Origin of the sequence: Nostoc sp. C117, assembly GCF_043099735.1 — a bacterium.
Classification (GTDB): domain Bacteria; phylum Cyanobacteriota; class Cyanobacteriia; order Cyanobacteriales; family Nostocaceae; genus Nostoc.
Window position 1 is genome coordinate 6,494,359 of record NZ_CP170991.1, and the last position, 23,879, is coordinate 6,518,237.

Genomic DNA, 23,879 nt, shown 5'->3' on the forward strand with positions numbered 1-23,879 from the left:
TGACTGTTGACTGTTCATTGTTGATTGTTGACTGAGGATGAGGAGTTATTATTCCTCTACCCCTCTACTCCTCATATCCCAGTCCCCAGTCCCTAGTCCCCAATCCCCAATCCTACTGAGGAGTTATTATTCCTCTATCCCTCATCTCCCAATCCCCAATCCTATGGTTCAAAGTCGCTCTAGTCCGGCTGTAAGCATTCAATTAACGCCAATGCAAATTCCCGAAGCTTTACCTGTAGCAGGTTTAGACTTTGCTAATGCGGAAAACACGGATGTGGCTTCTCGTAGTTTACTCTTACATCCTGGATACCCAAGCGAGATGATCGTGCAAGTGCAAAACTTAGAACCGCGTCCTTTGCGAGTAAACTTAAGCGTTGAGGGAAATTTTCCGCCTGAGTGGTGTCAAATTGGCACAGAAGGCACTGAGATACCACCTCGCGGACAAATGGATGCAGTTCTCTACTTTTCTATTCCTGAGACATTTTTTGAAGATCGAGAAGCGATCGCCCCAGGAAAAAAAGATAGACTAACTCTTAATTTTCGCAGCCTAATTACTCTACACATCGACCGAGGTACAGACAACGAACAAACCCACAGAAGCGAATACTTTGATTTATACATCCGTCCTTACACCGCCTACATGGAATTCTTGCCAATTTTGTATCGAGAAGTAGACTTTATTGGTCGCTTCATGAAAATATTTGAGCAAGCTTTTCAACCAATAATCGATAGTTACAACGTCATGTGGGCAAATCTCGATCCCTTGACAGCACCCCAAGCACTACTACCCTTTATGGCTCATTGGGTTGCTTGGCAAGTAGATTCTGTTTGGGATCTCCAGCAACAGCGGCGTTTAATTCGCCGAGCCGTAGAACTTTATCGCTGGCGAGGAACTCGTAAAGGATTGCGTCTCTACTTACATCTTTATACAGGACTACCTTTAGACGATCATTTACTTAATGAAGCAGATAAACATATTAGTATTACAGAACCTTTCGGACCAAGTTTTATTATCGGAGACGCACAACTAGGAAATGCAGTTTTAGCAGGTGGACAACCATATCACTTTATAGTCCGTTTGCGTTCCAATATTTCTAGTGGCATCATCAATGAAGAACTTATCCAAAGAATAATAGAACAAGAAAAACCCGCATTCTGCACCTACGAACTATCTATTGAAAATCCTCCTAGCTAATAAAATCTCAAACTTATTCTCTGTATGTGAGCTTTTCTTAATTTTGAATTTTAAATTTTGAATTACTTATGTCCCATCCTTTCCCACCCCCACAAATTAAATCTTTTGAACGTCTGCAAGCCGCAGATGGTTTACTCATTAATGCTGAACGTTGGCGAACAGCCCACGATTATCATCGTCTCCGGCAAAATGCTCAATATCAAAGTTTAAATCAACCAGGAATTGTCTGTGGTTTAGGCGTCCGAGATGTTACTGCACCTACCCAAGTAGAAGCCAGATATCGAGATGGACGTTGGGTGCAAATTCAACCTGGTATCGCCATTGATTTAGCAGGTAATTTAATAGTTGTACCTACCTCCTATGACTTTCCCATTGATATAGAAGTAGCAACTTCAGAACCACTCATGATCTACTTAGTCGTCAGCTATGTAGACCCTGATGAATTGCGGCGCGGACAGCAAAGAGATATTGTTCAAGAAACCTATCGAATTGACCAAAGAAACTCCACACCAGCCAGTTCAGAAATAGAAATATGTCGAATACTCCTGCAACCAGGACATACTGATATTACCCAACCTGCGGATGCTTTTTTTCCTGGATATAACAATGTTGATTTGCGTTATCGCCGCCAAGCACAAATGCGTCCCCAAGCACTTGTGTGTATGGCACAGGCGAATCATAGTGACCCAGAATGTGCGCGTAATTTTTTCAGCCTTTCCTACTTATTGCAAGCAGTAGAACCGCTATATCCAAGTTTGCGAGGTGCTGATGAACCAGGTCAGGTTTCTTTATCAGAAAATATTCAAGATTATGACCTACTTTATTTGACAGGCGGACAGGCTATATCTTTAAATAGTCTAGAATTTGAATCCCTCAAAAATTACTTAAATTTAGGTGGCGTGCTTTTAATCGATGCACCAGCAAATGCGAACCCTTTGATTGAAAGTACTCAAGCATTAGCACAACAATTAGAGAGTCCTTTAAGGCCTTTAGAAGAATTACAACGGAGTCATCCTTTAAGAACAAAACCTTTCTTATTTGCTGCTTTACCAATGGTTAATCAACAGCAGATTAAACTATTAATGGGTGGAGGAATTATTTTAGTAATTGGTGATTTAGCAACTGCTTGGGGACTCGATAGAGATTTGAGTTTACCCCGATTAACTATTCGTACAGCTCAGGAACTCGGAATTAATATTCTTCACTATGCTTGGAAGCGTCGGCAGTTAATCGGTTTGCAACAAGAAGATAATTCCGGACAGTGGTAAGTATAGCAATTTTCGGCGTTGCATAAAGTACAAAGCTAGAGGTTTTAAGGCAGAGGAGGTAGTAGACAGGGTTCTTATTTGATTTGTGAATTTCTTATTAAGGAATAAGAATTAAATAACATATAATTTATGTCCTTGGTTTACCTCACCCTCAATCCCTCTCCTTATAAAGGCTACGGTGTACATACAAGTTATCGAATCACTACCAGCCCTCGAATTACCCCACCCTAACCCTCCCCTTGTAAAGGTGAGGGAACTAGATTTTCCGGTTTCCCCCCTTTCCAAGGGGGGATTAAGGGGGGTAAAACCCGGATCTCAAATGTAACTCCGATTTGTGTGTACACCATAGCCTTATAAAGGAGAGGGAAGCTAGAGACAGGATGAGGTTTTGCATCTTATTTAATCCACGTTTCTAAGAGGATGTTTGAAAAGTTTTGAGATGCGTGTTTGTATGTTAATACACGGACTATTTTAACTCGAAGCACTAGTATAAAAGCGCAACGCAAACCGCCAAAACCTAGTAGAAACGAAAAGCAAGACCATTGCCAATATTCCCGCACCTATCAACCAGCTAATTTCACCCCTACCCAACATCACTTCTGCTGGGACTGTAGTTAAAAAAGTGACTGGTACTACGAAGGTGAAAAAAAAGCGGTATGCAGTTGGATAAGCTGTGATTGGATATCGTCCTGCTTCCAATAAACTACGTAGTACTTCAGTTGCATTGTATATTTTTACGAACCAGATACTAGTCGCTCCCAGCATAAACCATAGGCTATATAGAATCACTGAGCCAAAAAATAAGGGCACTACACTGAGTAGATATTTGTCTATTGCTATACCGAGGCGTTGACCTGCGTAGCCAATAATGATGCAGCCAAAAAGAATATCTGGTATTCCCCAAGGTGAAATGGTGTGAGTGGAAAGCCAAAACTGACTGCCAATGGGTTTCAATAATACAAAATCAAGAGTGCCTACTTGGACATGGCGGACAATGTAATTTAAGTTCGGCGCGAGAAAAGTAGCAGAAAAACCTTGCAATAAAGTAAAAATTCCCAGAACTACTAAAGCTGCTTCCCATGACCAGCCAGCAAAAGTGTAACCTGTACGGTAAAACAAGAATAGTCCAAAGAGACTGCCGACAAGATTTCCCAAGCTGCTGAGGGTTGCAATGAGAAAGTTGATGCGATATTCCAACTCAGCTGCGATCGCAGCACTCCAAAATAGTCTTAGTACTTTCAAATATTTTTGCATCTTGCACCACACCTGAACTAAATATTTACTTTAAAATTCCCAAAGAACTTTACGTAAATTTAATATTACTTTTTATTCAGAAAAATTGCTGAACGTTAAGATGTTGTAGGCCTATTGTTCAAAACTCAGAATTTTTATGCATTTTGATTTACCACAACTGATTAAATCACTTGGCTACTTTGGGGTGTGGGCGATTGTCTTTGCTGAATCTGGCTTGTTAATTGGTTTTTTTCTACCTGGGGATAGCTTATTGTTCACTGCTGGGTTTGTCGCATCTCAGAATTTACTGAACATTTGGGTTCTAATTTTTGGTGCTTTTGTTTGTGCAGTTCTAGGTGACAATGTTGGCTATTTTACTGGACATAAATTTGGCAGAAGACTATTCCAGAAAGAAGATTCTTGGTTGTTTCATAAAAAACATCTTGTTAAAACCCAAAACTTTTATGAACAACACGGTAAAAAAACAGTTGTTCTAGCACGGTTTATGCCAATTGTACGGACTTTTGCGCCCATTGTGGCGGGCATTGGTGCGATGCATTACCGAACCTTTATGTCTTACAACTTAATTGGTGGCTTCCTTTGGACATTTGGAATCACCTTATTAGGCTTTTTCTTAGGAAAATCTCTCCCACCTGAACAGGTAGACAAGTATTTGTTACCGATTATTGGATTAATTATAGTTGTTTCTTTACTGCCATCGATTGTTCATGTAATACAAGAAAATAGAGCAAACAAAGGTTGAAAATCAAGGTCGTTAGTCTACAAAAATATTACTTAGTGAGAATGACAAGTAAATAGCAAGTATAACTGGATAATATTTTTATGGATTCCCTTAACCTCTATTTATTTCGAGAAAATCTTTTCTTTGTCTTAGTTGCCACACTTTTTATCGTGGTTGTGAACTGGGGTTGGAAAAACACAAAGCCTTACACTTTGCCTCTACCGTTTCCTGGTTGGTATAAATTTTGGTTTGGCTCAGTGCAAATACTAGGAGTACTGCTGCCTTTAGTAGTAATGCTATTCTGGGGTGTATGGTGGGGCGATCGCACTGTATTAACTGTAGTTGGTTGGTACTTTATAGTACTAGTATTGCAAATTATTTCTGAGGCAGTAGCGCTTAGGCAGTTGCAAAATGTAGTGTGGGTGATGATTCCTTACATATACTTACCGTACCGTTTCTGGCAATTATATGAGGGTTTAACAATTTTAGGTTCTGAAACAGAGTTGCGATGGGTGCGATATTTCTTGATTTTTGAACTTGTGTTGTGGATTGTCAATTACGCCATAGATGTCTCTCAACTATCAAGGCTGTTTCACTGGGAAGTCATTTCAAGTACTGAACAGAAATAGATTCAGGGTATGGGGACTGGGGACTGGGGAGATGAGGGAGATGAGGGAGATGAAAAGAGAATTTCACCCCACCACCCTATCTCCCCACACTTCCAATGCCCAATCCCCAATGCAGTTACTTTAATTTAACTGTTCAGAAACTCCCTAAAACCTGATAGCGTCAAACAAAGGAAAATATTATTGTGGACGTTAAAGCTTGAAAACGCGTTCTAATTACTGGCTACTACTGCCTTATATTCGACCCCAGTGGCAAACCATCAGCAAGGGATTTGCTGGCATATTGGGATATGTGCTGGCGACATTAGTGTTAATCAATCTTGCCGGGAAATTGGCAATTCCCTTTGGACAAGGTAATGTAGTAGCGATCGCCCAAATAACTGGCATCTGTGCCTTAATCTTTTTAGTTAGGGGCTTGTTTCAGTCTATACAAGATATGTATATGGCGAAAGCTGCTTTAAGAGTTGCTTTTCATCTCCGCCAACAAGTCTATACCCATCTCCAAAAACTAAATCTCAGTTATTTTGAAACGGCAAAAGCGGGTGATTTATCTTACCGCCTCACAGAAGATGTAGACCGAGTTGGCGAGGTGGTAAATAAAGTATTTCACGATTTTATTCCCTGTATTTTGCAGTTGCTGGCAATTCCGATTTACATGATTTACCTGAATTGGCAACTGACACTAGCAACGGTGATAGTTGCGCCACTGATGGGTATTTTAGTCGGCTGGTTTGGTGAACGGTTACGCAAGTATTCTTTAAAAAGTCAAAATCGGGTGTCAGGTTTATCGGCTATTCTTTCAGAAGTTTTCAACGGTATTCGCTTGGTACAGGCTTTTGCTGCGGAAAACTACGAAATCGCCCGCTTTGGCCATGAAGCAGAACGCAGTTTAAAAGCAAAATATTCAGCCGAACGGCTAAAAGCAATTCAGATTCCCATTGTGGGATTTTTGGAAGCATTAAGTGCGTTATCTTTACTCATAGTTGGGGCGTGGCAAATTTCCCAACGCAATTTGACGGTAGCAGATTTTTTCAGCTATTTGGCGGCGGCAGCGCTATTAATTGACCCCATTGGTCACACCACTAACAACTACAATGAATTTAAGCAGGGTGAAGCTTCCGTTGACCGTGTTTTTGAATTGATGGCAATTCAACCGACGGTGATAGAAAAAACAAATGCGATCGCTCTACCTCCAGTCAAAGGCAAAGTAGAATATCGTCATATTTCTTTTGCCTATAAACCTGGCGAACCTGTATTAAAGGATATCAGTTTATTGGTATTGCCGGGTGAAGCGATCGCTCTTGTGGGTGCTTCTGGCGCTGGTAAAACCACATTTGTCAATCTCCTACCCCGTTTCTACGACCCCAGAACAGGTCAAATTTTGATTGACGACGTTGATATTCGTGATGTCAGGCTGCATAGTCTGCGGCGACAAATTGGCATTGTTCCCCAAGAAACCATCATGTTTTCGGGGAAAATTGCCCAAAATATTGCTTTCGGACAAGATGTTTTTGATATGGAAGCAGTGACAGAAGCGGCGAAAATTGCTAATGCCCATCAATTCATCAGCGAATTGCCAGAAGGTTATCATACTTGGGTGGGCGAACGTGGGGTAAACTTATCTGGGGGACAAAGACAAAGAATAGCGATCGCTCGTGCTGTTCTCCTCAATCCTCAAATCTTGATTCTGGATGAAGCGACATCTGCATTAGATTCTGAGTCAGAAGCACTTGTGCAGGAAGCCCTGGAAAGACTGATGGAAAAACGCACAGTGTTTATTATTGCCCATCGTTTATCGACAGTTAGAAGGTGCGATCGCATTTTAGTCCTTGAACAGGGACAAATTGTCGAATCGGGAACCCATGAAGAATTATTAGCCTTAGAACGTCGCTATGCGCGGTTTTATGCCCAGCAATTTAGTTAGTTTGATGGAAGCGAATCAGAATAAGCTGTTACGCGTTTAATTTGTACATTTAGCTGATGACTGATGACTAATGGTCGTTGACTGTTAACCTTTAACCGTCAACAGTCAACGACCATCAAGAGTGTTTATATACTTTAGACGCGCATCAGCTGAACCAAAGACTTTGATACCCAAAATTGCAAAGACCCGATAAATCGCGTCTCTTGCCTTAAAAAAACCGTATTCATATGATTCCTTATTTATAAATTTAGCATAATTTTTGCGAAAATAATTTCGTTAACAATATCCATGACATCATTTACTACATCTTCCGCTGTTGATGCGTCGTTGATATATTGATTTAGCGACTTAAATTTATCAGTTGATATATTTCCCATTAATTTACTATCCCAATTTACCAGCATTTCATCGAACACTTTTTTGGCATCACCATTAGTACATACGATAGGAATTACCGGAATTTTTTCTTGTTTAGCATACAGATAAGTCTCATAAGTTCCACCAACACCTCCCACAAGAATAACCAAATCTGAATGTCGCAAACAATCGAGCCATTCATTAATACCTGACTCTGTATATTCGACTTTTCCACCCTTAAATACAGGTTGTTTTCCTCGTGGAACAACGTGGGTTAACTTATCAGTTAAGCGTAAATTTTTTTGTGCGATTTTTTCAGCAAACTTATCAGCCACAACATAATCTACTCCCTGCCATCCACCTGTAATCAGGTTATAGTTATATTCGGCTATTTTTTCACCAAGCTTTTGAGCGCACCAATTGACTTCATCCGGAATATTAAAATTTCCTGTTCCTGCAACTAAGATACTCTTTTGACTTCTGAGTTTTGCCGCATCATTTCTAATAGCATCAGTAAGCTGATTAATAAATGCATTAAAGTTTTTAGATGGATCGATGCTTAGTTTATCAGAGATGAATGAAATTAATTCATCAACTTTCCCGTAAATTTCTATAATTTTTTCAGCAACATCATGCATTGCTGAATATTCACGATCTGATAATTCAGAAGCAATGAGTTTTTCTATTTTTTCTCTCTGCTGCTTCCAGTATTTTATATACTCACTCTTCCCTTCTTTAGTATATATATTCGCATCTTCTAAAATAACTGGAAAAACTTTTTGTTCATAATCTTTGTGTTTCATTATTTCAACAGCTTCAAACATGCAGTATTCGGAACGCAGATATTTTTCGCTGACTACAACAATCACATAATTGCCACGACCAATTTCCTGCATGAAGTTGTGTATACTTTTGCCTAATGTTAAGTAATTGCGATCTCGAATTAAATTGTAACGTTCAGAAATAAGTGCTTCAGAAATTTTATCGACTAATTCTTCGCGTTTACTGCCTAATTCACTATTGTCTTTCCATGCATATGATATGTATATTTGATTCATTTTTGTTAGATTTTATTTAGATGCTATGGTGAGAAATTTGCAAACCAACAAAGCCTAGCTACGTGGACTGAAAAAATAATCCGCGCAGATAAAGATAAGTCTGAGATAGGTTTACAACCATCAGAACTTCGGAGTTGGCTCTGTGTAGCTGCGATTTATAATTGCCAAGGCTGAATAAAATTTTACTTTTATATTGGATATCTAACCTACGTATTTTCTCGTAATTTAATTCAGATTAATATACAGGACTCATCTTTTATTTTGGAAATATATCTAGTGGTGTGTTAGCGAGAGCGTAACACACCATTTATAAGGATTTGGTTCATAATTGTTTCTAGAGACGTTGGAGTGCAACGTCTCTAATTAGATTATTTCGTTGTGTCGGATACAGCAGAGATTTAATTCTAATAAATCTATTGCTATCAAGATAATAGCTATAATTTCACTATTTCCTTGATTGAATTGCCTTAATTAAATCATAAAAAGGTTGCCAATTATCTTCCTGAACAATTGGCTCCCAAATGGATTCAATCACGGGTCTTAATAATGCAGTTTTTGGATTGTGAATGGCTAGAGTTTGGGAAATTACGTCTAGGCGATCGCTATCGAAATCATTTAAGATTGTATGATACAATATGCACCAATCATCAAAAAGTCCTGACGCTCCTGGTACTGGTACAATATCAGAAGTGTTCATCACAAAACCTGGTTCATCTCGCCATTTTGATGAAAAGGTGCGAGCCATCTCATAAAAAAATTGGTGATAACCGACTTTGCTATCTTTCAAAAACTCAATCGTTAGATTCAAGAGCTCCTCTGCTTGTGGATGTGGCAACTCTACAAAACCCAACTTTTTCAACATTAAAGACCTGTATTCTGCTTGATAATACTCATCAAACTTTCCTAATCCAAACTTCAAATCGTCTTTGTCAATAATTGCCTTGAAAGGTTCTTGAAGCATTTCTAGATTTAACTGGCAAATACTTGGTTGATGACTGTAACAATAGCGCCCATAATAGTCGAAATATGCAGCTATAAAGTATGGGTCATAAGTAGGTATAAATGCATAAGGACCATAATCAAAACTTTCACCTGTAATCGACATATTGTCAGTATTAAGCACTGCATGACAAAAACCAGCAGCCATCCATTGCGCTGCTAATTCTGCAACTCGTTTAACTAATTGGGCGTAAAACAAGGCATATTTATCTTCTTCTGCGTTTAAGTCTCGATAATACTCCTGAATTACGTGGTCTAACAGCTTCTTCGTTAAATCTGGACGCTGTAAATAGTGCAAGCGCTCAAAAGTACCAAACCGAATATGAGAACTGCTCATTCTGACCATTACAGATGAACGGGTAGGCGAAGGTTCATCCCCCCGCCACAGGGATAAACCTGTTTCAATCATGCTCAAACAGCGCGAGGTACGTACACCCAAGTAGTGCAGTGTTTCTGCAGCCAGAACTTCGCGGACTCCACCTTTAAGCGTCAGTAAACCGTCGCCACCACGGGAATAAGGTGTCCTCCCCGAACCTTTCGTGCCAAAATCGTATAATTCACCATCAAGACCGCGTACTTGCCCGTACAGAAAACCTCTGCCATCACCCAACAGTGAGTTATATTCACCAAATTGATAGCCGTGGTAACGCATTGCTAACAAAGGTTTGCGCCGGTCAAATTTACCAAAAGCTGTGATGAAATCTTCATCTTTAACTACTTGGGGGTCAAGACCCAAACGAGGTAGTAGCAAATCGTTACGCCAACGCAAGATGTGTTGGGGAAATTCTGCTGCTGCAACCTCGTCGTAGTAGTCATCGCCTAGAGATTCTAAGGCGCTTTCATACTTCAGGGAGAGAAAAGGATTGCTAGAATTCTTGTAGTTTCGAGTTTCAGCCAGAGTCATTACGAGCAAAACTTAATTCATTCTTTCCCTTAATACTACCTCTGGCTTCGGCATCAGCATCAGCATCGACAAAGAAAGCAGTTTATATCTATTGTGGCAGCACCAATATCACATTCAGGAAGGATAATGAATAAAGTTTTGCAATTAAAGAACAAACTCACTCAGTTGACAATTTTGGATGCCACATTTCAGGTTTTTGGCTCACAGACACACGAATATCAACTCAACCCTTGCTTGATAAATACAGATATTGAAGTATTTGAATCTAAATATGATGTAACGTTACCAAATGATTATCGTAACTTTGTTTTAGAACTTGGTAATGGTGGTGCTGGTCCTGGATACGGTCTATACGGAATACCAGCAATTGAATCTGAAAATGCAATTTCTCTAACCTCACAGCAAAACAAATATGACTCTCTGTCTAAATTATTTCCTTTGAAACAAGCCTGGAATAATTTGGATTTAGTTGTTGAGAATAAAGCGGATTTTTTGGTGAATCTTGATGCCTACTTTAATCAGAAGTGTATCCCCGGTACACTCTTGCTTGCAGATTATGGTTGTGGAATTTACGCCATATTAGTGATTACGGGAGAGCAACGGGGCAAAATTTGGATAGATGACCGTACAAATGATAATGGCATATATCCTGCGTCTTTGAGTTTTTGTCATGCTTTTCATGACGCCGACCATGATGATTTTCATCCCAATAGCGATGAAGAACAGGCTTTAAGTTTTTATGAATGGTATGAAGACTGGCTCAACCGAAGTTTGGAGCAAATTGCTAGCTTTCATAATTCCTAATTAGTATGTCGGGACAATTAAAGCTAGCTGGCAAGAACTGTTACTGGTCATTGAGCAAAACAATTCTGAGCGCTGTTACCAGTAGCGGGGCGTTTAGCCCGTGCTGAGTTCTGACTTTTGCACATCCCGTGAAAAGTCAGGTGCTGAGTTAGGAGTTAGGAATTTTTTTATCTCCTTGTGCCCTTGTCCCTAATTTTCAATATTTGGGTGGTTGCCAATTAGGATTTGTGAGACTTGTTAAAATATGATCTTCCCATTGCCCATTAATTAATAAATAGTCTCTAGAATATCCTTCAATGACAAAGTTGAGTCTTTTAAGCACATTGCCACTGCGGCGATTGTGAGGCATATAATTAGCCATAACACGGTGAAAATTTAACTCTTGAAAAAGATATTTAATTGCTACTTCTAGCCCTTCTGTCATATATCCTTTGCCTTGTTTTGTTTCAGCAAGGCTATATCCTACATAGCAGAAATGAGCAGCACCCCGAACAAAATTACTAAAGTTGACAGTGCCAATGATGACGGTTGGATTTTTTTTGGTAAAAATAAAGAGCTTTAATGATTGACCATTGATAAATTCTAAAAAATTATTTTCTATTTGATATTGCCAATATTCTTGAGTGAAAAAACCATCAGCCCAAAGAGGATAGAATGGAGTAAGATAGGTTTTATTATCACTAAAGTATTTAATAATTTGGGGTATATCCTCTTGAATCGCTACTCGTAATAACAGGCGATCGCTTTTAATTAATGGCAGTTCTAATTTCATATACTATATTAATCAACCGCATGTCTTCCAAAAACATTTTCCAGATTTTGTAAATTCTCTCATATCTGCGGCTTAGCAGCGATTAGATTAGCCATCTCTTTATCAGAACTTACACAAGTGTCGTATTTTTTTCGTAAAGTTTATCATTAGTTATTTGTTATTCTCCTGCAATGCCCCATGCCCCATACCTTTGACAATACATAGAGTAAGTATTTTTGCTCTTAATCTGCCATTCAACCAAAATCTTGATAAGCTGATGTCTAAATATCTAGAGCCGAAGGATTTATAGCCAATGAGCGATCGATCGCAGTGCGTGGCATAACTTCTAAATAATATCGCTTTGCCCAAACGCTCTACGGCAGGAAATTCAACCAAAAGACAGCTCTCGATCAACCCAATAGATAAAAAGGATACGTGATGTCGGTGGGAATACGCGACGATTGGCAGGAATTAGAGATTCGGGCGATATATAACAGGCCATTTCTAGAGCTTATTTATCAAGCTGCTAGCGTGCATCGCCAATATCATGACCCAACAAAAATCCAAGTTTGTAAGCTCATATCCATTAAAACTGGAGCTTGTCCAGAAGATTGTAGCTACTGTGCCCAATCTTCTCGCTATAAAACTGAGGTAAAGCCACAAGCACTCCTAGAAAAAGAAACAGTGGTTAAGATTGCTCAGAAAGCGAAAGAAACTGGTGTTAGTCGCATCTGTATGGGTGCTGCTTGGCGAGAAGTGCGGGATAACTCACAATTTGAGGAAGTCCTGGAAATGGTCAAGGATGTGACAGCAATGGGTTTAGAAGTGTGCTGCACTTTGGGTATGTTGACGGCAAATCAGGCCAGGAAATTGGCAGAAGCGGGACTTTACGCCTATAACCATAACTTAGATACCTCAGAAGAATATTACAGCACAATTATCACTACAAGGACATATGGCGATCGCCTCAACACAATTGAGAATGTCCGTCAGACAAATGTCACCGTATGTTCCGGCGGTATTCTTGGTTTGGGCGAAACTGTCGATGACCGGATTGCTATGTTACAAACTTTGGCAAACTTACATCCTCATCCAGAGTCTGTGCCGATTAATATTCTCTCCCAAGTACCAGGCACACCCTTAGAAAATCAGCCTGATGTCCCCATTTGGGATGTTGTGCGGATGATTGCCACAGCGAGGATTTTAATGCCAGCTTCCGATGTGCGCCTTAGTGCAGGTAGGGCTAGACTTTCCCAAGTTGAACAAGCTTTGTGCTTTATGGCAGGAGCCAATTCTATCTTTTCCAGCGACGACAACAAAATGTTGACGGTGACAACTCCCTGTCCAGATTATGATAGCGATCGCGAAATGCTGAATTTACTCGGTTTAGAAATGCGTCCACCTTCCCAAAGACAAGAGAAAATCGCAAGTCCAGCAGTCTTGGCCTAAATATCTTGTAGGATGGGCGTCTCGCCCGTCCCGCATAAACCAAGGGCAGGCAAGATGCCCGCCCCACAACAAAAAGTCCTGGTTAAATTATCTTGGCAGTCCGCAGACCAAAAAATAGACCAAGAGCGATGCCAAAGAATAAACCTAAGAAGCCGATGTAAGATACAATCGCAAACATTTATTTTTCTCCACAATACTTCCTAAATCTATTGAATCATTAGATGTTGGATATTGGGCATTAGGAGTGATGAGTGCTGTTAGCGGTAGCGGGGCGTTTAGCCCGTGCTGAGTTAGGAGTTTTGTTTGTCCCCTTGTCCCCTTGTCTCTCATATCTCCTTGTCCCCTTGTCTCTCCTACCCCCTTGTCCCCTTGTCTCCCCTATCCCCAGATTGCGATAGAATACAGCCCACGGGCGCTTATTTGGGGTTGGGCAATGAATTCTGTAATTAATGTAAATTTACCAGAGCAGTCTTATGAAATTGCGATCGCACCTTCGAGTTTAGATCAACTCGGTCAACACATGGCCAGTCTAAAGTTAGGCAAGAAGGTATTGCTGGTTTCTAATCCGACGATTTTTAAGCATTTTGGCGAAAGAGCCGTTGCATCCCTAACATCTGCTGGATTTGAAGTTGCTAACTGCGCCCTACCACCTGGTGAACGCTACAAAACCCTTAACTCTATCCAAAAACTCTACGATGTCGCCTTAGAAAACCGCCTAGAACGTTCTTCGACTATGGTGGCTTTGGGAGGAGGTGTCATTGGGGATATGACGGGCTTTGCTGCCGCAACTTGGCTGCGGGGCATTAATGTTGTCCAAGTACCTACCTCTCTGTTGGCAATGGTAGATTCGGCAATTGGTGGCAAAACTGGCGTGAATCATCCCCACGGTAAAAACTTAATTGGGGCATTTCATCAACCACGCTTGGTTTTGATTGACCCAGAAGTATTGAAAACTCTTCCGATGCGCGAATTTCGAGCCGGGATGGCAGAAGTTATTAAGTACGGTGTGATTTGGGATGCTGAATTGTTTGCCCAGTTAGAAGCAAGTAAACGCCTCGACCAACTCCGCTACGTCAAATCCGACTTAGTTTACAGCATATTAACTCGTTCTTGTCAAGCTAAAGCCGATGTTGTTGGCAAAGATGAGAGAGAAGGTGGATTAAGGGCAATTCTCAACTATGGACATACCATCGGTCATGCAGTGGAAAGTTTGACTGGTTATCGTTTGGTGAATCACGGAGAAGCAGTGGCGATCGGTATGGTAGCAGCCGGTCAAATTGCTGTGGAATTGGGAATGTGGCAAAATGTTGACACAGAACGTCAAAACGCTTTAATTCAAAAAGCAGGTTTACCGACTCAGTTACCAGCTGAAGTGGATATTGAAGCAATTATTGATGCGTTGCAGTTAGATAAAAAAGTCAAAGCTGGGAAAGTACGGTTTATTTTGCCAACGCAAATTGGTGTAGTAACAATTACCGATGAAGTTCCATCAGATATCATTCGGCAAGTGTTGCGAGGAATGTAAACAATTTGAAGAAGAATTCAGAATTCAGCAGTCAGAATAAAAATTAGTTGCCCTGCTCTTCAATAGACGTGTTGCACAAATAATTTTTTATCTCACGCAAAGGCGCAAAGAATAACTTTTGCAAGAAGTTTAATTACGAATTACGAATTACGAATTACGAATTACGAATTACGAATTATTGACCCATGATACTCAAAGCCAAGAATCAATTAACTTTACAAGAGTTCCTAAATCTTTCATCAGGCGAAGGAGACATAACTTATGAGCTTATTGATGGTCACGCAATTCCTAAAATGTCACCAAAATTTTTTCATGCAAAACTGACCCGCGTCCTTCTCAATTTTATTGAGCAATGGTGTGAAGAAAAAGGAGAAGTTTGTCCCGAATGGGCTGTTGCACTAACCCGTCGAGGACGAGATTGGGTACCAATTCCGGATATTTTATATATCTCTTATGAACGTTTACCTACTAACTGGGATGAAAACGAAGCTTGTCCTATTCCTCCCGATTTAGTGATTGAAATTATTTCGCCAGGGCAAACCTTTGGACAAATGGCAGCTAAAGCCAAAGATTATTTAGATGCTAAAGTGCTGCGGGTGTGGGTATTAGATAGTCAAGCCAGAAGTATTACTGTTTTTTATCCAGATGCAGCACCACAAACTTATATGGGAGATGAATTACTGAAAGATTCTTTATTTGAAGGATTAGAATTTACTGTTGAGCAGGTGTTTCAAAAAGCGAAAATACCATTAGATACCCAATAGTACATTTTGGGCATCTAGCACAATTTGATTAAAACTAGTAGACAGCGAATTTGTGTTATGAGACTCGAAGCCAAGAATCAATTAACTTTGCAAGAGTTCCTAAATCTTTCACTAGGCGAAGGAGATATAACTTATGAACTTGTTCATGGTCAAGCAATTCCTAAGATGTCACCAAAAAAATTTCACTCTAAACTTACCCGCGCCCTTCTCAATTTGATTGAGCAATGGTGTGAGGGAAAAGGAGAAGTTTGCCCAGAATTAGCTGTTGCATTAACCCGTCGAGGGCGAGATTGGGCGCCAATACCCGATATTTTATATCTTTCTAATGAACGCTTACCTGCTGATTGGGATCAAGAAGGAGCGTGTTCTGTTGCTCCCGATTTAGTGATTGAAATTATTTCCCCACGGCAAACCTTTGGGCAAATGGCAGCTAAAGCCAAAGATTATTTAGATGCTAAAGTGCTGCGGGTGTGGGTATTAGATAGTCAAGCCAGAAGTATTACTGTTTTTTATCCAGATGCAGCACCACAAACTTATATGGGAGATGAATTACTGAAAGATTCTTTATTTGAAGGATTAGAGTTTACTGTTGAGCAGGTGTTTCAAAAAGCGAAAATACCATTAGATTCTGAATAGCAAAATTTGAGACATATCATAATATTCCAATCCTAAAAATTTATAAGTGCGATCGCATGGATCAAATATCCTGATTTTAGTGACCGCTAAGGTATTATTCTTTTCTAGTACTTTAGTCCTACTCTATTCGATAAAAATAGGAATAAAATCCCTAGTAGTAAATAATTATTTTGTAATAAAGTAGAACTCCTTGCAGAATTTGGTTAAAAAGGAAAGGTTAAGGAACAAATGTGTGGATTTTCCTTGTACCTTTCCTTTTTTCTTTATCCAAATTTTTCTAGTGGTTATGTATCAAGCAAAAATTAATATATACTCTGTCTTAGTTCCCAGACTATTGCCCAGGAACTAGAATAATCTTGCCTAAACTAAGCGTTAGAAAACATTGAAAGCATTACTAAAACTACAGCTAACGCACTAACCCAAAGGGCTAACGACCCCCAAACAACTGAATCTTTTTGTACTCTCTGCCAGAAATTGGTGACTGAGTTATTCCGAATTGCCATTTTATAACCTCCAATTTTTATGATGCTTTTAATGAATAAATGCAGAATTCCTAATTTAGAATTCTCATAAACTCATTACCGAGCGATAAACCAAACAAAACTTTACAAAAAGAGATTTATTGATGCTTAACTTAATTCTCCCATAGGTAACTGTTTACACTCTAGATAAAGATGATTTTGAGAGAATTCTTAACGCTTCCTTAATTATGTATAAAAAGATGTATTTTTTAAATTCCAAGTACGGAAATATTCCGTATATTTTTCTTTGACTTGTGTTTATCTAAAGTTAGTATTTGATTTTTGAAAAAATAAGTATACATCTGTTCTGTACTTTCCTTAGCTACGCAAGTAAGTTCAGTAATCAAATTTAATTTCTATAGTTATGACGGTCTTGGCAACAACAGGTATTAGGAACCAAAATGGTATGCAAATATTTTGCCAACCTGTATAAAGGAGCATCAATCTATGACCGACAAGAAGCACACTTCCCCACGCCGCCGTCGCTCTTGGGCAGAGCCATATAAAATCAAGGTGGTTGAGCCGTTAAAAATTACTACTCATGCTGAACGAGAACAGGCGATCGCCACAGCAGGTTACAATACTTTTCTCTTGCGTTCTGAAGATGTCTATATTGATTTGTTGACTGACAGCGGCACCTCTGCCATGAGCGATTACCAATGGGCTGGGATGATGCTGGGTGATGAAGCTTACGCTGGTAGCAAGAATTTCTTTAATTTAGAAGAAAATATTCAGAAATATTACGGCTATCGCTATATAGTTCCTACTCACCAAGGACGTGGGGCGGAAAACATTCTTTCTCAGATATTGATTAAACCAGGTGATTACATACCTGGGAATATGTATTTCACCACAACCAGGCTGCATCAAGAGTTAGCTGGTGGGACATTTGTAGATGTCATTATTGATGAAGCCCACGATGCCGAATCATTGCATCCATTTAAGGGTAATGTAGACCTGCAAAAGCTCACAGACTTAATTGAGCGAGTTGGCGCAGAACGCATTCCCTATATCAGCGTCGCCGGAACCGTGAATATGGCTGGCGGACAACCGATGTCAATGGCTAATTTACGGGCGGTACATCAGTTAGCCCAAACCTACGGTATCCGGATTATTCTTGATGCTACTCGCGCCGTGGAAAACGCCTACTTTATCCAGCAGCGAGAGGAAGATTATGCTAATCAGGCGATCGCCACTATCTTACATGAATTTTGCTCCTACACTGACGGCTGCACCATGAGCGGCAAGAAGGATGCATTAGTCAACATCGGTGGTTGGCTGGCTCTCAATGACTATAATCTCTACGAAGAAGCACGTAATTTAATAGTAATATATGAAGGTTTGCATACTTACGGTGGCATGGCTGGGCGAGATATGGAAGCTATGGCACGCGGTATCGAAGAATCAGTGAAAGACGATCATATTCGTGCGCGTGTAGGGCAAGTTGAGTATTTGGGACAAAAGTTGTTAGATTGGGGTATTCCAATTGTTGTGCCCATTGGTGGACATGCGATTTATTTAGATGCCAAACGCTTTTTACCACAAATTCCCCAAGACCAATTTCCGGCACAACGCCTAGCAGCGGAACTGTATTTAGAGGCAGGTATTCGGGCGATGGAACGGGGTATCGTTTCTGCAGGACGCAGTAAAGAAACCGGCGATAATTATTATCCAGAGTTAGAACTAGTGCGTTTGACTATTCCCCGGCGAGTGTATACCCAGGCTCACATGGATTTGACTGCTGAAGCAGTTGAAGAAGTTTATTATAATCGCGATCGCCTACGAGGACTGAAGATGATTTACGAGCCAAAATATCTGCGGTTTTTTCAGGCACGGTTTGAATTGCTGTAAAGGTTATGTTCATATTTGCTATTTTTGACTAAAATACAGCAGTTTTCTTTTGCATGAAGCACAAAGTTACGGGTTTTGAGGCAGAAGGCAGGGTAGCGCAGTGTTAGCGAACTGCGTACTCTTAGAGAGCGTCGGCAGGAGTTAGAAACTCTTTATATCCCAATACGATTGGGTTAGGGCTTTTTGATGAAAATTCTAAATCACAAAGACGGGATAAATCGGCGTCTCTACAAGTATTTTGGTCTTATCTGAACTGTATTGCTTTATATCCTGATTTTGAGTCTTACATTTTCTACCTCACTTACTTGGAAACTGGTGTAACAACAAACAACTGCTACATAGTCCAAGTTTTTCAGTTGGTAGTGTAACGGAAAGAGTTCAGTTTTCATTAAGCGATCGCATAAACAAAATAATTTTGTGCCGATTCATGCCATCAATCCTTTTATGTGTAAAGTTGATAAAGCAGATAGGCACAAATATGATGTTATATATGCAAAATTTAAATCTATAAAAATTACGCTAGTAAATCAGGATTTTGAAGTCAACATTATGGAGCAAAGTCACCAACCGCAGCGCTTGGATGCCGATCAAGAGTTTGAAGAAGCCCTCGAACAATTAGAGGATATCTTACTAGAAAGTCCTAATGAGGATGAAGATACACCAAAATTACATACTCATAGTGCTAATGAAGTTGAACTCGCTGAAGATTTGATAGATATTGATTTAGCGGCTTTTGAGGACGCCGTTGCTGATATTGAACAATATTTGGAGCAAAAAGCGAAATAAAAGTTAGGATTTGGGCATTGGGTATGGGGAATTGGGTATTAGTCGGTCATTCGTTTTTCTCTGTGTCCCCGCGTCTCCCTCATCCCCTTAGGGACTTCCAGAAAATAAATTATCCCATTTTCATAGTGGCAGATTCTTTCTCCTCTGCCTCCTCTGCATACACAACGATGGAATATTTTTTTAGTTGGAAATCCCTTATTACTCTTGACTCTTTTGCCTTTGAGCTTCGTACAACATTAAAGCAGCGGCGATCGCCACATTCAAAGATTCCACCCCTGGACTCAGAGGAATTCTCACTTGCCGATCTGCGATCGCGATTAAATCAGGCGACAACCCGGCACCCTCATTTCCCAGTAAAATCAAACTGGGTTTTCGCCAGTCCACTTGCCAATAAGTTAATGTGGCACTAGCCAAGGTTGCTACTACCTGCATTCCTGCTTGCTGACTTTCTTGGACTGTTGCTTTTAAATCTTCGGTTACTGCCGTTGCTAGGCGAAACCATTGCCCAGCCGATGCACGTAGAACTTTTGGACTATCTAAATCTACACTATCTCTACTTACCCACAAACCCGATGCCCCCGCACCTGCCGCAGTACGGATCATCGTACCCAGGTTACCAGGATCTTGCACTGTTTCTAAAGCTAAAATTATACCAGTAAACGGCACTTTCGTTTGACCATCACTGCGTTTTGCCGTTGCCACCACACCATCGGGTTGCACTGTAGTAGCAAGGGCATCTAAGACTTCTTTACTCACAATTTCGGCGCGATCGCACTGACTACAAGCTTTTTCCCACAGTAAAGAATGGGTCGCTTGCCAATCTGGAGTACAACATACTGTCTCTAGTGGGTAACTCACTGCACAAGCTTCTTCCAACAGGTGCGTCCCTTCCAGCAAAAATAACTGCTGCTTATGACGCTCCTTGGTTGAGTGGAGTTTACGGATTTGCTTGACTAGGGAATTCTGTAAGCTGGTTAACATCAAAACATTTAGGAGTTAGGAGCGATCGGTTAGGAGTTAAAAGAAACTAAATTAACTCTTCACTTGTAACTCTTAACTCTGATATGCGGAACCCGGGACTTGAACCCGGAAGCCTTGCGGCACTAGAACCTGAATCTAGCGCGTCTGCCAATTCCGCCAGTTCCGCTGGGGATTGTCTTTATTCACAATTTCTTATCTTTGCGTATTTTTTTACGTTTGTCAAGTGATATTTTCAAGCTAACGTCAAAAGTTAAAAGGCAAAAGAAAGAAAAATTGAGTATTTCTTTTGACTTTTTACTTAGTTATTGTTACTTTTTAAGGTACTAAGCCGGCACGCAATGCACGTACAGCTGCCTGTGTACGGTCAGCAACACAGAGTTTATTGAGAATACCCCGAACATGAGTTTTGACAGTACCAACGGTTAAATAAAGTCTTTTGGCGATTTCTGCATTATCACACCCAGCAACAATTAACTCTAAAACGTCCATTTCCCGTTGAGTTAAAGGATAGCTAACGATAGTTTTCTCAACATCTGGGTCAATACCTTCAATCAACACTCTTTTTACAGCTGAGCCTCTGCTGCCATCGGGGAAATCTTGACGTATTTGCTGTAGTACAAGATCTGCGATCGCTGGATCGATCCATGAGCTACCTGCATAGGTCGTTTGCACAGCCTCAATTAGTTTCTCACTTTCGATATCCTTCATACAATAAGAATCTGCACCTGCTGCAAATGCTGCTAAAACTGCTTGTTCGCTATTCTGCATTGTTAAAATCAGCAGTTTTGTTGTATAATCCTCCTTCTCTGATTGATATTGTCTAAATGTGCGTGTTAGTTCAATACCATCCATGTCAGGCAAACCAATGTCAATAGTAGCAACATCAGGCTTGAGAGTTTTCAGAAGTTGTATTCCATCTGCGGCATTAGCCGCTTCACCGACAATGTTTATTTCTGGCTGAGTTTGCAAGGCAGCCCGTAAACCAATTCTTGTAAGGTTATGATCTTCAATCAGCAGGATCTTGATTTCACTCATACTTGCTTAACTGTACTGTTATCTATCTAAAGTAAACATTAAAATAGTCTTGTTCTTACATTTGGGATTTTATACAAAAAGCAATATGTTTGCTATTGTTCCCCGAAGTGCATCTATCTTTAGACATAAATAACCTTATCTCGGAAGTTTTTCTCCCGCAAGAGTTTCTAGCTGAAAAATATAATTTAATCCAAAACTATTTTTATACTTCTATAAAGATGCCAACCTTCAGAATTTACAATGGGCTAGGCTCGGCTATTTTATTATCTCGCAAAGATATATTCCTTGGATAATCAGTCTGTGACTATACTTGTAAAAATATAAGTTTTCATATTATTAAATACGCAAACTCTGTCTTTGTCTAAGTGTAAATACTTAAACAACTATCCTTAATTCAGGAAACTTTAAACGAAAATGTGAAATTTTAATAATCTCAACGTTGTTGAAGTAAGCTATTACTAGATTTGCGAGGGATAGCCAAGCACTTCTTTTTTTATTGAGCCATGTCTTTAACTAAAACTGTTAAAAAAGATAAAATTCTCGTTGTCGATGACGTTTTTGACAATTTACTGGTCTTAGAAGCAGTCCTAGAAGATAAGGACTATGAAATTACCTTGGTGGAAGATAGCAAAATTGCTCTGAATCTGGTTGAGCAATCGCCGCCAGACTTAATCCTCCTAGATGTGATGATGCCAGAAATAGATGGCTATGAATTCACTAGACGCATCCGAAAAAATCAGGCGTTGCCATTTATCCCGATTTTGTTGCTCACAGCTCACTATGAGTCTAGCGTTGTTGAAGGGCTTGATGCTGGTGCAGATGACTTTATTCGTAAACCATTCGATCCAGATGAACTACATGCACGAGTGCGATCGCTCCTTCGTCTCAAGCATAGCATCGATGAACGAGATCAAATGGCTAACCTGCGGGCAGATTTTGTCTCACGTTTTACTCACGATTTACGTATACCCTTAGTAGCCTCTAACCGTGTATTAAAATTATTGATCGAAGGTAGGTTTTGCGATGTTTCGCCACAATTACAAGAAATAATTAATACCATGATTGGCAGTAACCAAGACCTGCTAGAAATGGTAAATACCTTGTTAGAAGTTTATCGTCATGAAGCAGGTTGTAAAACCTTAAAAATTTCTCCTTGTAATATTCAAGAATTAGTTAGTGAAGTTACTCAAGAATTGACTCCCTTAGCTGAAGAGAAAGGATTAGCTGTAAATATTAATACAAATAAAGCGGCAAGTACCGTGATGGGCGATCGTGTAGAACTGCGGCGAGTTTTGACAAATATCATCGGTAATGCTATTAAATTTACAGATAAAGGTTCTGTAAATATTCACTGTTCTCTCTCTTTGACAGATATAACTATTAATGTCCAAGACACAGGACCAGGAATTTCTCAACAAGATCAAGCAATATTATTCGAGCGATTTCGCCAAGGTAAACATCAGCGTTCTGGTAGTGGTTTAGGACTATATCTATCTCGCTGTATTATCGAAGCGCATCAAGGCGCAATTGATGTCATATCTGAGCCAGGACAAGGCAGTACATTTACTATACGTCTTCCTCTGGCTGACGAAAATTAGTATGACATAACATACTGTATTTTGTGCAAGAGATATTTTGAAATTAAAAAATAGTGTTCACAAACAAAATCCGTGAACACCAAGAACACACTTAGACTTAGGAGGAGCGAGACAAATATTTTATTTATTACTTATCTATTTCTGGAACAACATCAGGACGCTGTTTATCTTCCCAACCCAGAGGACGTTTAGAATTGTACCAGGCAATTGACCCGATAGTAACAGCAGCAATAAAACCTACTATCAATAATGCTGTCAGTACAATAGAATAACTAGAACTAGCTTCTGATGTCACAGCTATGTCAGTTAAAAGATAAGTAAATAGTAGATTAATCATGACTTGACACCTTTGAAAAAATTAGTGATGGCTTAGGAAATTATTTTGTAAGCAGTATTGTCAAAATTTATGAAAGCCTTATATGTTATACCAATTCGCCAAATACTTACCACCAGTTCATTTGTTGCAAATAAACCAAATAAATATTTATGCGAATGGCATAACATAGACTTCATGGGAGGAGAAGGTTTAGGAACTTATGATTTTAGCTAAACCTTATGTCTATATAAATTCCAGTCTAATCTACAGCTTTCTTAACTTCATCTTTGACATTTTCAACTGTGTGACGAACCTGTGATTCTGCTTGCTTAGCTTTACCTTCAGCTTTATCATCAGGGTTACCTGTGATGTCACCAATTATTTCTTGAGCTTTTCCTTCGACATTTTTAGCAACAGCCTTTGCTCTATCTTCGATACTCATAATTGACTCCTAAAATGGAATTAGTTAACTGTGTTATTCGTTATTGCTTACCAAACTGGGTTGGTGCTGCAATATTTATAGATTACTTTTAAAAAAAAATTAATTCTTCTATCT

At 39.7% G+C, this 23,879-nt stretch carries 24 protein-coding genes and 1 tRNA gene; 13 read left to right on the plus strand and 12 right to left on the minus strand.

From position 1 onward, the window contains the following. The first annotated feature begins 163 nt into the window (after nt 1-163). Both ACFG4S_RS27860 and ACFG4S_RS27865 read left to right on the plus strand, forming a co-directional pair. A complete protein-coding gene (locus ACFG4S_RS27860; RefSeq protein WP_392532156.1) occupies nt 164-1,195 on the plus strand; it encodes a phage tail protein in 1,032 nt (343 codons plus the stop codon). 68 nt (nt 1,196-1,263) lie between these two features. Beyond that, nucleotides 1,264-2,463, plus strand: a complete 1,200-nt coding sequence (locus ACFG4S_RS27865; RefSeq protein WP_392532157.1) for a DUF4159 domain-containing protein — start codon at nt 1,264-1,266, stop codon at nt 2,461-2,463. Between the two features lie 471 nt (nt 2,464-2,934). On the opposite strand, the gene ACFG4S_RS27870 is transcribed toward ACFG4S_RS27865, so the two are convergent. Then, nucleotides 2,935-3,717: an ABC transporter permease gene (locus tag ACFG4S_RS27870; protein ID WP_392532158.1), complete on the minus strand. Its 783-nt coding sequence runs from the start codon at nt 3,715-3,717 to the stop codon at nt 2,935-2,937. Nucleotides 3,718-3,853: 136 nt separating this feature from the next. On the opposite strand from ACFG4S_RS27870, the gene ACFG4S_RS27875 reads away from it, so the two are divergent. The 3 genes from ACFG4S_RS27875 to ACFG4S_RS27885 all read left to right on the plus strand — a co-directional run bounded on the left by ACFG4S_RS27875 (nt 3,854) and on the right by ACFG4S_RS27885 (nt 6,988). After that, nucleotides 3,854-4,459, plus strand: coding sequence for a DedA family protein (locus ACFG4S_RS27875; protein ID WP_392532159.1), 606 nt, complete (start codon nt 3,854-3,856; stop codon nt 4,457-4,459). A gap of 80 nt (nt 4,460-4,539) precedes the next feature. Then, entirely contained in the window at nt 4,540-5,067 is a 528-nt protein-coding gene (locus ACFG4S_RS27880) for a hypothetical protein (RefSeq protein ID WP_392532160.1), read from the plus strand. Nucleotides 5,068-5,263: 196 nt separating this feature from the next. Continuing rightward, nucleotides 5,264-6,988, plus strand: coding sequence for an ABC transporter ATP-binding protein (locus tag ACFG4S_RS27885; RefSeq protein WP_392532161.1), 1,725 nt, complete (start codon nt 5,264-5,266; stop codon nt 6,986-6,988). Nucleotides 6,989-7,227: 239 nt separating this feature from the next. On the opposite strand, the gene ACFG4S_RS27890 is transcribed toward ACFG4S_RS27885, so the two are convergent. Next, nucleotides 7,228-8,403, minus strand: coding sequence for a toll/interleukin-1 receptor domain-containing protein (locus tag ACFG4S_RS27890; RefSeq protein ID WP_392532162.1), 1,176 nt, complete (start codon nt 8,401-8,403; stop codon nt 7,228-7,230). Between the two features lie 445 nt (nt 8,404-8,848). Then, a complete protein-coding gene (locus tag ACFG4S_RS27895; RefSeq protein WP_392532163.1) occupies nt 8,849-10,306 on the minus strand; it encodes a YdiU family protein in 1,458 nt (485 codons plus the stop codon). A gap of 126 nt (nt 10,307-10,432) precedes the next feature. Between ACFG4S_RS27895 and ACFG4S_RS27900 the strand changes: the two genes are divergently transcribed. Continuing rightward, nucleotides 10,433-11,110, plus strand: coding sequence for an SMI1/KNR4 family protein (locus ACFG4S_RS27900; protein ID WP_392532164.1), 678 nt, complete (start codon nt 10,433-10,435; stop codon nt 11,108-11,110). A 196-nt stretch (nt 11,111-11,306) separates the two neighbouring features. Here the strand turns inward: ACFG4S_RS27900 and ACFG4S_RS27905 are convergent, their stop codons facing one another. Both ACFG4S_RS27905 and ACFG4S_RS27910 read right to left on the minus strand, forming a co-directional pair. Then, nucleotides 11,307-11,882, minus strand: coding sequence for a GNAT family N-acetyltransferase (locus ACFG4S_RS27905; protein WP_392532165.1), 576 nt, complete (start codon nt 11,880-11,882; stop codon nt 11,307-11,309). A 150-nt stretch (nt 11,883-12,032) separates the two neighbouring features. Further along, nucleotides 12,033-12,257, minus strand: a complete 225-nt coding sequence (locus tag ACFG4S_RS27910; protein ID WP_392532166.1) for a hypothetical protein — start codon at nt 12,255-12,257, stop codon at nt 12,033-12,035. 42 nt (nt 12,258-12,299) lie between these two features. Between ACFG4S_RS27910 and bioB the strand changes: the two genes are divergently transcribed. Then, entirely contained in the window at nt 12,300-13,310 is a 1,011-nt protein-coding gene (gene bioB, locus ACFG4S_RS27915; RefSeq protein ID WP_392532167.1) for a biotin synthase BioB, read from the plus strand. Between the two features lie 82 nt (nt 13,311-13,392). On the opposite strand, the gene petL is transcribed toward bioB, so the two are convergent. Then, nucleotides 13,393-13,488 (minus strand): cytochrome b6-f complex subunit PetL, encoded by a 96-nt coding sequence (gene petL / locus ACFG4S_RS27920; protein ID WP_392532168.1) that lies wholly within the window; start codon nt 13,486-13,488, stop codon nt 13,393-13,395. Continuing rightward, the gene (locus tag ACFG4S_RS27925) at nt 13,455-13,640 is read right to left on the minus strand and encodes a hypothetical protein (protein WP_392536153.1); all 186 of its coding nucleotides are present in this window, start codon (nt 13,638-13,640) and stop codon (nt 13,455-13,457) included. Before ACFG4S_RS27925 ends, petL begins: the two co-directional genes overlap by 34 nt. Nucleotides 13,641-13,743: 103 nt before the next feature. On the opposite strand from ACFG4S_RS27925, the gene aroB reads away from it, so the two are divergent. The 5 genes from aroB to ACFG4S_RS27950 all read left to right on the plus strand — a co-directional run bounded on the left by aroB (nt 13,744) and on the right by ACFG4S_RS27950 (nt 19,393). Then, nucleotides 13,744-14,835: a 3-dehydroquinate synthase gene (aroB, locus tag ACFG4S_RS27930; RefSeq protein ID WP_392532169.1), complete on the plus strand. Its 1,092-nt coding sequence runs from the start codon at nt 13,744-13,746 to the stop codon at nt 14,833-14,835. Nucleotides 14,836-15,020: 185 nt separating this feature from the next. After that, entirely contained in the window at nt 15,021-15,599 is a 579-nt protein-coding gene (locus ACFG4S_RS27935) for a Uma2 family endonuclease (RefSeq protein WP_392532170.1), read from the plus strand. 57 nt (nt 15,600-15,656) lie between these two features. After that, nucleotides 15,657-16,235 (plus strand): Uma2 family endonuclease, encoded by a 579-nt coding sequence (locus ACFG4S_RS27940; protein WP_392532171.1) that lies wholly within the window; start codon nt 15,657-15,659, stop codon nt 16,233-16,235. A 968-nt stretch (nt 16,236-17,203) separates the two neighbouring features. Next, entirely contained in the window at nt 17,204-18,607 is a 1,404-nt protein-coding gene (locus tag ACFG4S_RS27945) for a tyrosine phenol-lyase (protein WP_392532172.1), read from the plus strand. A gap of 417 nt (nt 18,608-19,024) precedes the next feature. Then, nucleotides 19,025-19,393 (plus strand): hypothetical protein, encoded by a 369-nt coding sequence (locus ACFG4S_RS27950; protein ID WP_392532173.1) that lies wholly within the window; start codon nt 19,025-19,027, stop codon nt 19,391-19,393. 198 nt (nt 19,394-19,591) lie between these two features. Here ACFG4S_RS27950 and ACFG4S_RS27955 read toward each other — a convergent pair whose 3' ends face one another. The 3 genes from ACFG4S_RS27955 to ACFG4S_RS27965 form a co-directional block, all read right to left on the minus strand. Further along, nucleotides 19,592-20,374, minus strand: a complete 783-nt coding sequence (locus ACFG4S_RS27955) for a TrmH family RNA methyltransferase (RefSeq protein WP_392532174.1) — start codon at nt 20,372-20,374, stop codon at nt 19,592-19,594. A gap of 84 nt (nt 20,375-20,458) precedes the next feature. Continuing rightward, nucleotides 20,459-20,540, minus strand: a tRNA-Leu gene (locus tag ACFG4S_RS27960). A gap of 149 nt (nt 20,541-20,689) precedes the next feature. Next, nucleotides 20,690-21,409, minus strand: coding sequence for a response regulator (locus tag ACFG4S_RS27965; protein WP_392532175.1), 720 nt, complete (start codon nt 21,407-21,409; stop codon nt 20,690-20,692). Nucleotides 21,410-21,912: 503 nt separating this feature from the next. On the opposite strand from ACFG4S_RS27965, the gene ACFG4S_RS27970 reads away from it, so the two are divergent. After that, nucleotides 21,913-23,007, plus strand: coding sequence for a response regulator (locus ACFG4S_RS27970; RefSeq protein ID WP_392532176.1), 1,095 nt, complete (start codon nt 21,913-21,915; stop codon nt 23,005-23,007). Nucleotides 23,008-23,134: 127 nt separating this feature from the next. On the opposite strand, the gene psb35 is transcribed toward ACFG4S_RS27970, so the two are convergent. Continuing rightward, on the minus strand, nt 23,135-23,344 hold the full coding sequence (gene psb35 / locus ACFG4S_RS27975) for a photosystem II assembly protein Psb35 (RefSeq protein WP_392532177.1): 210 nt from the start codon (nt 23,342-23,344) through the stop codon (nt 23,135-23,137). Nucleotides 23,345-23,582: 238 nt separating this feature from the next. After that, entirely contained in the window at nt 23,583-23,765 is a 183-nt protein-coding gene (locus tag ACFG4S_RS27980; RefSeq protein WP_392532178.1) for a CsbD family protein, read from the minus strand. Nucleotides 23,766-23,879: the final 114 nt, after the last annotated feature.

Excerpts from the sequence above, each read along its gene's own strand:
- ACFG4S_RS27925 (WP_392536153.1), bottom strand. The coding sequence starts at position 13,640 with ATGAGAGACAAGGGGACAAGGGGACAAACAAAACTCCTAACTCAGCAC.
- ACFG4S_RS27970 (WP_392532176.1), top strand. The coding sequence starts at position 21,913 with ATGTCTTTAACTAAAACTGTTAAAAAAGATAAAATTCTCGTTGTCGAT.
- ACFG4S_RS27955 (WP_392532174.1), bottom strand. The coding sequence starts at position 20,374 with ATGTTAACCAGCTTACAGAATTCCCTAGTCAAGCAAATCCGTAAACTC.
- ACFG4S_RS27875 (WP_392532159.1), top strand. The coding sequence starts at position 3,854 with ATGCATTTTGATTTACCACAACTGATTAAATCACTTGGCTACTTTGGG.
- psb35 (WP_392532177.1), bottom strand. The coding sequence starts at position 23,344 with ATGATTAATCTACTATTTACTTATCTTTTAACTGACATAGCTGTGACA.
- ACFG4S_RS27865 (WP_392532157.1), top strand. The coding sequence starts at position 1,264 with ATGTCCCATCCTTTCCCACCCCCACAAATTAAATCTTTTGAACGTCTG.
- ACFG4S_RS27890 (WP_392532162.1), bottom strand. The coding sequence starts at position 8,403 with ATGAATCAAATATACATATCATATGCATGGAAAGACAATAGTGAATTA.
- ACFG4S_RS27980 (WP_392532178.1), bottom strand. The coding sequence starts at position 23,765 with ATGAGTATCGAAGATAGAGCAAAGGCTGTTGCTAAAAATGTCGAAGGA.
- ACFG4S_RS27945 (WP_392532172.1), top strand. The coding sequence starts at position 17,204 with ATGACCGACAAGAAGCACACTTCCCCACGCCGCCGTCGCTCTTGGGCA.
- petL (WP_392532168.1), bottom strand. The coding sequence starts at position 13,488 with ATGTTTGCGATTGTATCTTACATCGGCTTCTTAGGTTTATTCTTTGGC.
- ACFG4S_RS27870 (WP_392532158.1), bottom strand. The coding sequence starts at position 3,717 with ATGCAAAAATATTTGAAAGTACTAAGACTATTTTGGAGTGCTGCGATC.
- ACFG4S_RS27935 (WP_392532170.1), top strand. The coding sequence starts at position 15,021 with ATGATACTCAAAGCCAAGAATCAATTAACTTTACAAGAGTTCCTAAAT.
- ACFG4S_RS27880 (WP_392532160.1), top strand. The coding sequence starts at position 4,540 with ATGGATTCCCTTAACCTCTATTTATTTCGAGAAAATCTTTTCTTTGTC.
- ACFG4S_RS27905 (WP_392532165.1), bottom strand. The coding sequence starts at position 11,882 with ATGAAATTAGAACTGCCATTAATTAAAAGCGATCGCCTGTTATTACGA.
- ACFG4S_RS27940 (WP_392532171.1), top strand. The coding sequence starts at position 15,657 with ATGAGACTCGAAGCCAAGAATCAATTAACTTTGCAAGAGTTCCTAAAT.
- ACFG4S_RS27965 (WP_392532175.1), bottom strand. The coding sequence starts at position 21,409 with ATGAGTGAAATCAAGATCCTGCTGATTGAAGATCATAACCTTACAAGA.
- ACFG4S_RS27860 (WP_392532156.1), top strand. The coding sequence starts at position 164 with ATGGTTCAAAGTCGCTCTAGTCCGGCTGTAAGCATTCAATTAACGCCA.
- ACFG4S_RS27900 (WP_392532164.1), top strand. The coding sequence starts at position 10,433 with ATGAATAAAGTTTTGCAATTAAAGAACAAACTCACTCAGTTGACAATT.
- bioB (WP_392532167.1), top strand. The coding sequence starts at position 12,300 with ATGTCGGTGGGAATACGCGACGATTGGCAGGAATTAGAGATTCGGGCG.
- ACFG4S_RS27895 (WP_392532163.1), bottom strand. The coding sequence starts at position 10,306 with ATGACTCTGGCTGAAACTCGAAACTACAAGAATTCTAGCAATCCTTTT.
- aroB (WP_392532169.1), top strand. The coding sequence starts at position 13,744 with ATGAATTCTGTAATTAATGTAAATTTACCAGAGCAGTCTTATGAAATT.